Below are 12,187 nucleotides of genomic sequence, written 5' to 3' on the forward strand. Positions count from 1 at the left end.
AAATAGACATAACCGTCAATGTCATTTTATAAATCATTTTTTTGTCAGACAAATAGATTAATAAAAAACCGCATGTTTCCGGGAAAAATATCGTTAAAATTTTTGGGAAGTGGCAATGATTGTGTCCCTTTAGAAAGAGAGTTTGAGTTATAATGAAATTTCAAGGAGGAGAATAATGAAAAGAATATTTCTATTCATAGTCACCGTACTGATAACGGGATGTGTAGACCAATCAGCCCAACATGCAGACAGTCCACAAGAAGCGGAGGATTCCGTTGAGCACAAAGGCGCAGAGGAGCAGCAAGAAAAAATAGAATCGTTACAGGAAGAAATCGAATTACTGAAAACAGAAATCTCTGACTACCAAAGATTCGGCACGACACTGGAAGAGATCTTAAATCAAAATCAGCTTATAGACATTGCAGAAGCCCAATGGACATATAAGATGAGCATCAACGGTAAAGCTCTCAAGGAATATGAGAATTGGGAGGATGAAATTTCATTACCTGCAGAGGAAATTGACATCCGACTGGTGGAACGGCAGCCCGAGTTCCCTCTTTTACCACATGATTTACATAACCAGGGAGACCTGGATGGTTTTCACGAACAAATACAGGTATCCCCTTCCTCTTATGAACAAAGTGCGCCGGCAGGCGGAGCCGTAACCAGCATCATTTATACCTTTCAAACAGATGAAATGAATGAAGATCAAATTCTTATCGAGGTGGAAGATCGTTTGAAAGAACGACTGCAAATAGATCAAAATATGATTGAAATTAACATAGATTAGAGCTCCATACGTGAGAGATATGATTTGTCTTACAGATCCACCCCTCCTCCGAATAAGCCTCCCGCCAATTCTCTAATCAGGCTTCCGTCTTTCTTGTTCCTGCGAAGACTCTTCTGTCCTTTGCTGGTCAACGTATAATACGTTTCCGCTCTGCCTGCACTACTGGCACTTCTCCAATACGACCGCACCCGGTTTTTGTCTTCCAGCCTTTGGAGAATGGCATACAGGGTCCGTTCTTCCAGTTCCGTTGGATTCATCGTTTTCAGCCGAATACACCTGGCCAGTTCACGGGTGTCCATATCTTTATAATACAACAGCTCCAGAATGTCCATATCCTTATGTTTCGTTTTATATTCATTCGACATCAGAAATTCCCCCCTCAAACATTTACTTTAAAATGATATCCATTTTTATGATATCATTTCCAGATAGTAAGGGACATTTCAAAGGAGTGTGTCACTAAATTGGAACAGCTTTTGGTAAAAAGAGGACTTTATGGTTTTGTCATTGGTTTATGTATGATGATTCTTTTCACCCCTTATAAACATGTGGAAAAAGAATCCACGGGGGCCCTCCGCAACCGTCAAGGAGGTCACCACAGTCCCTGCCGGGGAATATATCCTCCAGCTTCTCCGGGGAGGAATCATATCGGCTCTGGCTTTTGTTTTCATAAGTTATATCGTCATGAAAAGAAGGGGAAGAAAAGGTGGTACTTATTAAACAGAACAAAGATGCCTTGTTAATAAAATTCTTAAATAAGCCATTTCTATGCGGACTTATCATTACTGTGTTCACTTTAATTTTTCCAAGCCAATATAGTGTGGAGGGCTCAGGTGATTACGAATATGGCTGGCCCATCCCTTTCTTATTTTTCCATCATCTAAAATTAGAGAACGAGGTATTTTGGCCGGTTTTGATAAATGATAATCATGGTTTTCTTTTCCAAGTAGCTAATTTTGCATTCAATATTTTAATCATCTACAGCATCATAAAAGGACTGCAGTTTCTGTTCAATAAATGGAGAAAAACGAGAAATGAATAAAGGAATGAAAACGTAGAATTGTTGTGAGGCGGAAATCATAGGTTAATGCCCGAAACGATGGGCACAAACCAGTGACCGCCTCCATGCATTTTTTATAGTGGGAACGAGCTTTCTCTATGTGTTTTAAGTACAGCTCTCGCATTCAAAATGATGATCCTGTGTGGAGACCACTTTTATAAAATGCTGGATTTCAATTTCTTCTTCCTCGGCGAATTCCATATCAGCTACGGCCTCCCGGATCGCTCCGGCTGCCTCTTCTTCGGAACCCGCAGGGATGCTGAATGTGCTCTCCACTCCGGTTGAAAGATTTTTATACGCATACAGATAGCGCTGCATGTTCATCATCCTTTCCTCAACGTTTCATCCACTATACTAACGTAAATGGAAACAGAAATCATTGATTTGGCTTCTATACCATCTATCAATTTTTACGAAGAAGACGAGCCCGGCTCCTGCCGTTGTTTCACGTAATAATGACCGCAAAGGCCGAAGTCAAAAAGAAGAAGAAGGATCCCAAGCCACATCAGAACATCCGCATACTGGCGGTCGAATCCTATGAATCTGTCATCATACGCAGCCGCCCCCATGATGAGTAAAATGACGAGAATATTTACAGACAAACCGATTCTTAAGTGCTGATCCCAAGTGATGTGATGCAGTGATTTAAAAAACGTGTAAAGCAGAAACAGAATGATGGCACTGGATATCAGGTAATACGAACTGTAGAAATCAAGACCGCCGACTTCACCATGCATCAAATAGTACATATAATCTTCTTTTGGAAAGCCTGCTGCCTGTTCAAAAGAAGAGAATTCATAAACAGATCCATGTATGTGCAACGAGATATAACGCGCGAACGGCGCCAGGATTTTTTCCAACACAAATAAAGGAACCATACACACCAGAAACAACTTCTTGAAAGAGCCGCCGTTTTTCGTGATGACCATAAAAAACAGCCCTGTCACTAGCGCGGGCATAACGGCCATAAGATTCCCTTCTGTATGAAAAGGCATGCTTACGTAGGTGTGCGTAACTACGTAGGTCAGCATATAGCTGAGCAGGTAGATGAGAAAACAGAAGAAAAACTGGATCGCCGGCCGTTCATGCCAGGCAGTCATTGCCTTCACCCCTCCGAATGTTTTCCTCGCTTTGTTCCATGCTTCCTGTTCTTCCATCCCTTCGGCCGCATAGGCTTCCTTCAATGTTGTCACATGATCGGTGTACTCAATGATTAGTTCTTCTCTACGGTCTGAAGGCAGATTGAATCGACGCAATTGTTCTTTTACCGTCTTCTGCGTATTCATCACGAGAATGCTCCCCCTGTATTACTGGAGAGACGGTCCAATAAGGAATTTTCTCTGCGGCGCACTTGAAGCATTTCATCCAGATAGACGCGCCCGTTTTCGGTGATCGTATAATATTTGCGTTTCCTCTGTCCAATGTTTTCGTAATAGGAGGAGATGTACCCCTTTTTCTCCATTCGTTTCAGCGATGGATATAACGTCCCCTCCCCGACTTCGAAATACCCCTCACTCGTTTCTTTTACCTGCTTGATAATGTCATAGCCGTAGGAGTCCCTTTCAGTCAAAACTGATAAAATGATGATGTCCAAAAAAGCTTTCGAATAGTTAGTCACTGATTTTCACCTCACAGTTAATACTATACAAAACAATGCATTGATTTTCAATGTATATTATAATAATTTATTCTTTTTCCTGACAAATGCAGAAAAAACTAATTTGCTGCCTCCTTGCATTCTCGTTCCCACAGCATATTTGAACTTTTCAATATATGTATTGACTTTCAACGCGTTATTTTGTATGATTTTGTAAAAAATACGCTCCCATTTTTTTCAATTCAAGTTCTCTCCTAATACATACAGGCAGGTACATATAAAGGAGTTTTTATGTTGAAACCAAACAAAACGTTACCCGCTGGTATTATCGTTATTGTGGCAGGTATTTTCCTTTTAAACCCTTATGCATTATTCGGTGAAAACAACCAACAAGCAGGAAACGCAATGGAGAATTCTGATGAAACCAATAGTTCAGCAGATACTATAGACGAAGAAACCTCCCAAAATACCGTCTTGCTTCCCAATGAAAAAGACCTGCCCGAAGGAATTGACAAAAATGAACTTGAGAAAGAAACGCTTAACAATGTAACACTTTATTTTCAGTCAACAGAATCTCCTAAGATAGCAGATCGTTACTACTTTATATATCGCGATGCTATGTTTAATGTAGGCGGCACAAATGTAGAAAAAGGGGAATTAAAAGATGTGGTCCGTTCGATACTTCAAAAATAAATCTAAACCATGGACGGGATAAAAGCAGGTGGGAATCGTGAGGTTGAGATTGTTCTACAAATGATTATTGTTTTTACCCTATTGTTTATCGCTGCGTTATTTGCGTGGTATGAGGGCAGCGAACTCTATGTGGATTCTTTTGAGTGGAACCGTTCCACGTTCTTTTCTCATTTATTTGGAGGAGAAATTACGTCCAGAGATGATATAAATATGTTAGATCAGTTTGTTTATGCCGCAAAATTTAAGCCTTTATATCCCTTTGCAATGGTTTTATGCATTTTTTATTTGTTGTGCCTCCTTTCTTCGATCATAAAGAAGAAATCTCTTAACATTTATACAATACTTACCCTTTTCTTAGGAGTTATTCATTTCATTCTAAGCCTCTTCCTTCTGAATGGATCAACCATTGGCAGTTTTATTTTCTGTGTAACATTTTTTGTCATCGGCTGCTTCTTTTTTGTTTTTTCTTATCTGAACCGCACATCCCTGAAACTTCTCTAAAGTAAGCTCCCCCTCATTTAATTTTGAAAAAGGTCGTATGTCAGGGTCGCTCTTAACGGAGTGGCGACCGAATTCTTCAAGGGCGGCATTATCAAAGCAATAGTAATGATTAATTGATGGAGTTCCGGCATCTCTTGATTCACACCTGCTCTCCATCGGTAATAAGTGGATCTTGGAATCTCAAAGCATCGACAGATGTCTGTCGCTGTGAAACGGTCTTTAAAAGCTTCCACCACTTCTACAAAAACTTCTGGTACCACTTCCTTTCGATCTCTTGGTACTTTCCCGAAAGTTCATCCCGCATTTCATAATAGGTCACTTTTCGACGTAGTTGAGTGAATTCACTATCATCGTCCGGCCCTTTTCCATACGTGTATTACTTGCCAATTGGTTGTGCTAACCTATGATGCTAACCATTACGGTACCATTTCATCCAGGTTTTAATTTGTCCTTTTTGTTTCATCCCGAATTTCTCCATGATCTGTTTATTGGTCCATTCGTCTGACAGCTTCATTTGAATCACTTGTTGTTTTATTTCTTCTGGAGAGAATCTTTTTTTACCCATAAAGAAAAACACCTCCTAAATTGTCGATTACTTTTATATACGACATAGGGGGTGTTTTTTCCTGTCTCATATTATTGGGTCACTCTACTTGTTCAGTCAGGCTTTTTACTTTTCTTCAAAAGTCCGGTAAATCAAGATTTAGCAAATTCTTAGATGTAACATCTTTAACTATTTTATTTGATTGATATCCACAGGATCCATATCGGTAAAGGTATAGTTCTCTCCAGCCATAGCCCAGATAAATGTGTAATTCTTTGTTCCAACCCCGGAGTGAATCGACCATGGCGGCGATAAAACAGCTTGCTTATTTTGTACCACTAGTTTTCGAGTATTATCCGGTTCCCCCATAAAGTGAAAGACTTTAGAGTTTTCATCCATATCGAAGTACAAGTAAGCTTCCATACGACGATCGTGAACATGAGGAGGCATTGTATTCCACATATTATTAGGGGCGATAAAGGTCATTCCCAGCATCAACTGGCAGCTTTTTATCCCGTCTTCATGAATATATTTGCATAAGTCACGTTTATTCGATGCAGCATCAGAACCTAAATGCTTCTGTTCTGTATCTTTAAGAGCCATTTTCTGAATGGGGTATTCCTTATGTGCTGTCGCTGACACCAAGTAAAAGACAGCTGGAGAATTGGAATTAACACTTTCCAACGTCACTTGTTTATTAGCTTTTCCAACATATAAACAATCACGCTCCTGCAGCTCGTAGGACTCCCCATCAACAGTTACCCTGCCCAATTCACCAGAAATATTAATAATTCCTATTTCACGTCTTTCCAAGAAGTATTCTGTTTTCAATGTTTTTTGATCCTCTAGAGAAAGAGGTGTGTTGGTCGGAATTGCTCCTCCAATAATCAGCCGATCATAATGTGAATAAACCATTTGGAGTTCACCTGGTGAAAATAAATTCTCTACAAGAAAGTCTCTACGGATTCTTTCGTTATCATAATAATTAAAATCTTCAGGATTCGCAGCATATCTAATTTCCATTTTGAATCATCCTTTCTTAAAAATTATCGACCTAAATATCCTCCATCAACCGCCAGCGTAAAACCGTGAACATAATCAGATGCACTTGATGCCAGAAATACAGCGGCTCCAACTAAATCCTTTGGCTCCCCCCATCTTTTAGCTGGGATACGTCCCAGAATCTCTTTATTTCGCTTTTCATCGTTTATCAACTCTGTATTCATGTCTGTTGCCATATAGCCGGGTGCAATACAATTTACATTTAGACCTAATTCAGCCCACTCATTGGCCAGTGATTTTGTAAATTGCATCACAGCACCTTTGCTGGCTGCATACGCTGGAACGGTTAATCCTCCATGAAAAGAAAGCATAGAAGCCATATTAATAATTTTTCCCCTGCCCTGTTCAATCATAAGCTTTCCAACTTTCTGGCATAGGGTAAAAACGGAAGTAGTATTCATATTCAACACAACGTCCCAGTCTTCTTTAGGAAATGATACACTGGGATGACGTTTTTGTACTCCCGCGTTATTCACTAAAATATCCACTCTGCCAAATTCATTAATGATTTGATCAATTAAATCGTCGTACTCTTCCATATGGTTGAGATCATAATTAATTCCTAGTGCTTTCACTCCTTGATGCCGAAACTCTTCTAACACGTCTTCCTTAACGTTTCTTGCAATTACCACAATATCAGCTCCGGCACCTGCCAAACCTAATGCGATACCTTTTCCCAGACCACGATTTCCTCCAGTTACTATTGCTGTCTTTCCTGATAAATCAAAAAGCTGATTCATAAGAAAACTCCTTACTTGAATTTATACATGACCTTCACGGCATCTGTGTTAGAAGTTAATAAATCAAATCCTTTTTGTGCCGCGGAAGGACTTAAAATATTTGTGATTAACTTTTCAAAATCGGGTTGATTGGCTGCCAGGGTTGCTGCCGCTAAAAAATCCCTTTCTGTATACACTCGGACAAATTGAATCGAAAGCTCTTTAAACATTCCCTGCAGCAGGTTTAACTCCTCCTTTTTTTTGTAAGAAGCCACTACTACGATCTGCCCCTTCACTTTCACAATTTCTGTTAACTCCCTTGAAACAGATGGATGCCCTGCACAGTCAAAAACAAAATCCGCACCAACAGAATCTGTAAGCTTTAGTACTGCTTCTTTTACATCATCCTCCGCAGGATTCACTGTTAAAAAACCTAATTCATCTGCTTTTCTTAATCGATGATGATTAGGTTCTACCACAGTAATCTGATTCGCCCCGTACTCCTTTAATGTTAAAGCTACACAGAGGCCGATCGTTCCAGCTCCATAGATCACGACATTATCCCCGGGCAAATACCTTCCTTGCCGCGCAGCGTGAACTGCAACAGCAACCGGCTCTATCAACGCTCCAGCTGCCAAGGATACACTTTCCGGCAGCTTAACTACATTCTCTTCAGGAACCGTAACGTATTCTCCCATCCCTCCATCACAGTCTATTCCAATGAGCTTTAAATTCTCACAAACATGGCTTTGCCCTGTTTGACATGGATAACAGTTCCCGCACTTCATCAAGGGATTGACAGTTACTTCCGTTCCTTTAACAAGTGTAGAATGGCCTTCTTCAATAATTCCGGAAAACTCATGACCTAATACAACCGGTGCCTGCGCTCTCGGGTGTGCCCCGGCGAAAATATTTAAATCACTTCCACAAATACCTGCATAACAAGTTTTAATTAACACTTTTCCCTTTTCAGCTTGCGGAGCATTTTTCTCGCGGAATGATACAGTCTGGGGCCCTTCATAAACAATAGATTCCATAATTTCCCTCCTATTACTCATTACCTGCTTATTAAATTAAATGTTTCCGGTAACATTAACGAAATGGAAGGTATATAAACAACGAGCAGTAAAACGACGATTGCCATCGCAAAAAAAGGGAGTAACGGTTTTACTATCCCTTCAATCGGGAGTCCGGCTACTTTAGAGCCAACGAAAATGACTGGTCCTACAGGCGGAGTGATGGTGCCAATACTTAAGTTAAACACCATAATGATCCCAAAATGCACAGGGTCTATACCAAAGCTCTGGGCAATAGGTAAAAAAATGGGTGTAAATATAAGAATGGCCGGAGTCGGATCCATAAAGGTACCAACTAGCAATAGTATGACATTCATGATTAATAGAATGATGATCATGTTTTCTGTTAAAGAGAGCAGTGTGTCAGCTATTAGCCCAGGAATATTTGTGAAAGACATCACCCAGGCCATGATAGAGGACACTGCAATCAAAAATAATACGATGGACGTTGTCCTGGCAGCATTCAATAAAATGGCCGGTAAATCTTTTATTTTAATGGTTCGATAAATGAAAGACAGAACAAGAGAATAAACTACAGCAATCGCAGAAGCTTCCGTAGCCGTAAATATTCCTCCAATAATTCCACCGATAACAACAACTACGAGTAACAAGCTCGGTACCGAATCTAAAAACACGAAAAGTTTTTGTTTGAATGTAAGATTAATTTGACTCTTATAGCCTTTTTTTTTAGCTATGACCAAGGCAACTCCTATACATCCAAGCCCCCATAGAATTCCTGGAATATAACCGGCCACAAACAAAGCGGCAATAGATGTTCCTCCACTGACTAATGAATAGACAATCATAATATTACTGGGGGGAATCAGCATACCTGTTGGAGCAGAACCAACATTTACAGCAGCACTGAATTCGCGTTTATATCCTTCTTTTTCCTGCATCGGTGACATTGTACTGCCTACGGCCGCTGCCGCAGCCACGGCCGATCCGCTAATAGAACCGAACATCATATTAGCAAAAGTATTGGTGTGTGCCAGTGATCCCGGCATTCTGCCGCTTAAAATTTTGGCACAGTTAACCAGTCTTGCAGCGATGCCTCCATTATTCATAATTCCTCCGGCTAGCACGAAGAAGGGGATCGCCAGCAATGTGAAGGAGTTGATTCCGGTAAACATCTGCTGTGCGGAAGTCAATAACCCATCATCCACATTTACAATCACAAACATAGCAAGCACAGATGCCATACCGACACTTACACTAATTGGCACTCCTATCATTAAAAATAATGTCACGCCAATACTTAGCATCAATGCAGCCATCATTGCAGCATCCATTACAACTATTCCTCCTTAAAGACCTATAGCTGTTCCAAAGGTTTTCTTTTCTTTAGAATTAGATTTATATTGTAGAGGCAATAGAAAATCATAAACGCTCCACTGACAGGCAAAGCTGCGTATAAGTATCCCACGGGAATAGGCAATGATGCTGACATTTGATTCCAGGCAATCTTCGCTGCAAGATACCCTCCGATTATTAAAGCTAGCAACACGAATACAATGCTTACAATTTCTATAAACACCTCAACACTCATTTTCAGCTTTTTTGGAAATTGGTCCTTCATAATGAGAATGGCCATATGACCGTTTTCTCCGAACACAAAAGCAGCCCCAAATAGTACAAGCCATGCAAAACAATATTTTGCCAACTCCTCAGAAATAGCACTGGGATTATTTAAGACAAATCGAGTGAATACTTGCCACGTCACTAGAATGACAAGAAAGGCAAATAGTCCGATACAGACAGTTCCCAATACCTTGTCTATAGTTTTTTTTATATATTCCACTTTCCATCATCACTCCATTTATTCTGCTGCGTCACGAACTTTTTCATATAAATCCTTTGTTACATCATTCGTCAATTTTTCCTCGATAAGAGGTTTTACTTTTTTCTGGAAAACATTAATATCGACTTCATTAAACTGGGCACCAACCTCTTTTGCTTTTTCTTCAGCAGTTGAAACGTCTTTCTCAAACTGTTTACTGGACATGTCAATCGCTGCCTGTAATTCTTCTTCAAAAATATCCTGGTACTCATCAGACATTCCATTAAATAGATCTGTATTGATGATTAAGTAATCAGGAACCATTAAATGCTGCGTTCTGCTGTAATAGGGAGCAACTTCCACATGTTTTAAATTATTATAGACCAACTCATTATTCTCACCACCGTCAAGTACTCCTGATTGAATGGCTGTATAAACTTCCCCTTGCCCCATGGGAGTACCCTCGCCGCCCATTTTTTCCAACATTTGAACATTCGTATCACTTTCCATCACACGAATCTTCATCCCATTAAGATCTTCCGGTGTATTTATTGGCTTTTCTTTGTTATAAATATTCCTCACTCCACCGTGAAAAGCTCCAAGTACCGTAATGCCCTCATTTTCAATTGATTTATATATATCACCAGTAATTTCTTCATTATTGAGTACACTCATTTGATGCTGTTTTGAGTCATATACGTATGGAAGGTTGAACACAACGAAATTTTCATTTAAGCTTTCCATCAGGCTCCCTGCTACGATGGACATTGCTATGGTACCTGATTGAGTCAGTTCTACTGTTTCACGTTGAGCTCCAAGTGTTTCATTAGGATATACCTCTACTTCGTAAGCTCCCTCTGTCCGCTCGTAAATCTTTTCTCCAAACTCTTCCATGGCTTGAAATTGAGGATGTTCCTCCGGCTGATTAAAGGCAACTTTTAATGTTTCTGTTTCCTGAGCTCCTGATGTATCCTCCGCTCCGCCGCAGCCCACCATGATAACCCCTAAAAAGAAAGCGTTTACAAAAGCAAGTGAAAATTTTTTCATTTTTACACGCTCCTTGTTTTTTGTATTTCGTTAATCGGGTAATGTACCTTCTCGTTGTTCAGAAACCTGATGGACTCTTCTGCCACTTTGCGCTTTAATTCAAGAGCTGCCTGCTCAGAATACCAGGCCATGTGAGGCGTACAAATAAAATTCTCGTGTCTGAAAAGTTTATGATCTGGATCAAGTGGTTCATTTTCTGCCACATCAACTCCTGCTCCTGCGATCCATTTCTCCATTAAAGCTTGATCTAAAGCATCTTCATTAATAATTCCTCCACGGGATACATTCAACAAATAAGCTGAAGACTTCATTAGCTTTAATTGTTCTTCATCTATGAGATGAAACGCTTCATCCAAAGGACAATGGATGGATACAACATCTGATCTCTTTAACAGCTCTTCCAAACGAACCATTTCTATATCCACCGGTAAGGAATCAGAGCTCTTTCCTAAATATTTTGGGTCATATCCTATTACGCTGCAGCCGATGGCTTCCACTTTCTTGGCAAATGACGTACCAATTCGTCCAAGCCCGATTATTCCCACAGTTTGTTCACTATGACGAAATATGGGGATGCTCTTCTGATACTCCCATTCACCTTGATGCACTGACTCATTCATCACGTTAATTTTTCTAGTGAAGTTTAACATGAAAGCTAATGCATGATCGGCAACTTCATTCATTCCATAGTCAGGCACATTGCAAACCTGTACATTATGTTCCGAAGCTGCTGCAACGTCCACATTATTAACCCCAACGCCATATCGAACGACTAACGATAGGTCAGGTAAGTTTTTCAATACGTTTTCAGTAATTGGGGCATACTGGTTAATAAAAACCTTGGCTCCTTTTCCTTGTTGAATTAGATCTTTCTCGATCCCACACTGCTTCAGTTCAAAAGGCACAGATGCTTGATGGAAAAGCTGGGATTCCATTTCAATATCAGCGTGGTCACAATCTGTAATAATAACGTCAGAATTACTCATCGACTAGCCTCCTATTGATAATTATCAAGTCTTGTATGCGATTTCCAATTCAACTACAGTATTAATTTTCGATCTCTCCAATAATTAGATCACCATCCCTATTCAAAAATAATAAACAAATATAATGGAACGACGTTCCATATTTTTTATTCTAACAACAATTTTTAATATTTCAATATAAAATTCGGAATTTTTTAATCTTATTTCAAAACTTACAAACTAATCAACATCGGATCATTCTATTTAAGATTTGACTATCTACGTTGTTGGACTTAACATTAAATAAAGAGACAGCGTTCCATTTTTTGCCGATAGCTGAAGGAGTTGAGATG

The 12,187-nt window shown here is 39.8% G+C and carries 14 protein-coding genes and 2 pseudogenes; 3 read left to right on the forward strand and 13 right to left on the reverse strand.

Annotated elements, in window-relative coordinates; genetic code table 11:
* Window positions 1-175: 175 nt before the first annotated feature.
* Entirely contained in the window at window positions 176-790 is a 615-nt protein-coding gene (locus ACW9JV_RS15010) for a hypothetical protein (protein WP_457335845.1), read from the forward strand.
* Between the two features lie 29 nt (window positions 791-819).
* Here the strand turns inward: ACW9JV_RS15010 and ACW9JV_RS15015 are convergent, their stop codons facing one another.
* The 4 genes from ACW9JV_RS15015 to ACW9JV_RS15030 all read right to left on the reverse strand — a co-directional run bounded on the left by ACW9JV_RS15015 (window position 820) and on the right by ACW9JV_RS15030 (window position 3,468).
* The gene (locus tag ACW9JV_RS15015) at window positions 820-1,155 is read right to left on the reverse strand and encodes a PadR family transcriptional regulator (protein ID WP_457335847.1); all 336 of its coding nucleotides are present in this window, start codon (window positions 1,153-1,155) and stop codon (window positions 820-822) included.
* Between the two features lie 800 nt (window positions 1,156-1,955).
* On the reverse strand, window positions 1,956-2,168 hold the full coding sequence (locus ACW9JV_RS15020) for a hypothetical protein (protein WP_457335849.1): 213 nt from the start codon (window positions 2,166-2,168) through the stop codon (window positions 1,956-1,958).
* A 92-nt stretch (window positions 2,169-2,260) separates the two neighbouring features.
* Window positions 2,261-3,136 carry a permease prefix domain 1-containing protein gene (locus ACW9JV_RS15025; RefSeq protein ID WP_457336086.1) on the reverse strand — a complete coding sequence of 292 codons (876 nt, stop codon included), beginning with the start codon at window positions 3,134-3,136 and terminating at the stop codon, window positions 2,261-2,263.
* Window positions 3,136-3,468: a PadR family transcriptional regulator gene (locus ACW9JV_RS15030; RefSeq protein ID WP_457335851.1), complete on the reverse strand. Its 333-nt coding sequence runs from the start codon at window positions 3,466-3,468 to the stop codon at window positions 3,136-3,138. Before ACW9JV_RS15030 ends, ACW9JV_RS15025 begins: the two co-directional genes overlap by 1 nt.
* Window positions 3,469-3,741: 273 nt before the next feature.
* On the opposite strand from ACW9JV_RS15030, the gene ACW9JV_RS15035 reads away from it, so the two are divergent.
* Window positions 3,742-4,140, forward strand: a complete 399-nt coding sequence (locus ACW9JV_RS15035) for a hypothetical protein (protein ID WP_457335853.1) — start codon at window positions 3,742-3,744, stop codon at window positions 4,138-4,140.
* Window positions 4,141-4,200: 60 nt separating this feature from the next.
* A complete protein-coding gene (locus ACW9JV_RS15040; protein ID WP_457335855.1) occupies window positions 4,201-4,641 on the forward strand; it encodes a DUF4306 domain-containing protein in 441 nt (146 codons plus the stop codon).
* A 149-nt stretch (window positions 4,642-4,790) separates the two neighbouring features.
* Here ACW9JV_RS15040 and ACW9JV_RS15045 read toward each other — a convergent pair.
* From ACW9JV_RS15045 to ACW9JV_RS15085, 9 genes and pseudogenes are all read right to left on the reverse strand, one after another.
* Window positions 4,791-5,077 (reverse strand): annotated as a pseudogene (locus ACW9JV_RS15045) (IS3-like element ISHaha4 family transposase); the annotation flags it as partial.
* Between the two features lie 30 nt (window positions 5,078-5,107).
* A pseudogene (locus tag ACW9JV_RS15050) lies at window positions 5,108-5,206 on the reverse strand (hypothetical protein); the annotation flags it as partial.
* 168 nt (window positions 5,207-5,374) lie between these two features.
* On the reverse strand, window positions 5,375-6,208 hold the full coding sequence (gene kduI, locus ACW9JV_RS15055; RefSeq protein ID WP_457335857.1) for a 5-dehydro-4-deoxy-D-glucuronate isomerase: 834 nt from the start codon (window positions 6,206-6,208) through the stop codon (window positions 5,375-5,377).
* Between the two features lie 23 nt (window positions 6,209-6,231).
* On the reverse strand, window positions 6,232-6,987 hold the full coding sequence (locus ACW9JV_RS15060) for an SDR family oxidoreductase (protein ID WP_457335859.1): 756 nt from the start codon (window positions 6,985-6,987) through the stop codon (window positions 6,232-6,234).
* Window positions 6,988-6,998: 11 nt separating this feature from the next.
* The gene (locus ACW9JV_RS15065) at window positions 6,999-8,003 is read right to left on the reverse strand and encodes a zinc-dependent alcohol dehydrogenase (RefSeq protein WP_457335861.1); all 1,005 of its coding nucleotides are present in this window, start codon (window positions 8,001-8,003) and stop codon (window positions 6,999-7,001) included.
* A gap of 20 nt (window positions 8,004-8,023) precedes the next feature.
* Window positions 8,024-9,334 (reverse strand): TRAP transporter large permease, encoded by a 1,311-nt coding sequence (locus ACW9JV_RS15070; protein ID WP_457335863.1) that lies wholly within the window; start codon window positions 9,332-9,334, stop codon window positions 8,024-8,026.
* A 23-nt stretch (window positions 9,335-9,357) separates the two neighbouring features.
* Entirely contained in the window at window positions 9,358-9,843 is a 486-nt protein-coding gene (locus ACW9JV_RS15075) for a TRAP transporter small permease (RefSeq protein WP_457335865.1), read from the reverse strand.
* 18 nt (window positions 9,844-9,861) lie between these two features.
* On the reverse strand, window positions 9,862-10,869 hold the full coding sequence (locus tag ACW9JV_RS15080; protein WP_457335867.1) for a TRAP transporter substrate-binding protein: 1,008 nt from the start codon (window positions 10,867-10,869) through the stop codon (window positions 9,862-9,864).
* A 2-nt stretch (window positions 10,870-10,871) separates the two neighbouring features.
* Window positions 10,872-11,855 carry a C-terminal binding protein gene (locus ACW9JV_RS15085; protein ID WP_457335869.1) on the reverse strand — a complete coding sequence of 328 codons (984 nt, stop codon included), beginning with the start codon at window positions 11,853-11,855 and terminating at the stop codon, window positions 10,872-10,874.
* Window positions 11,856-12,187: the final 332 nt, after the last annotated feature.

It is taken from the genome of Salibacterium sp. K-3, from assembly GCF_054052005.1.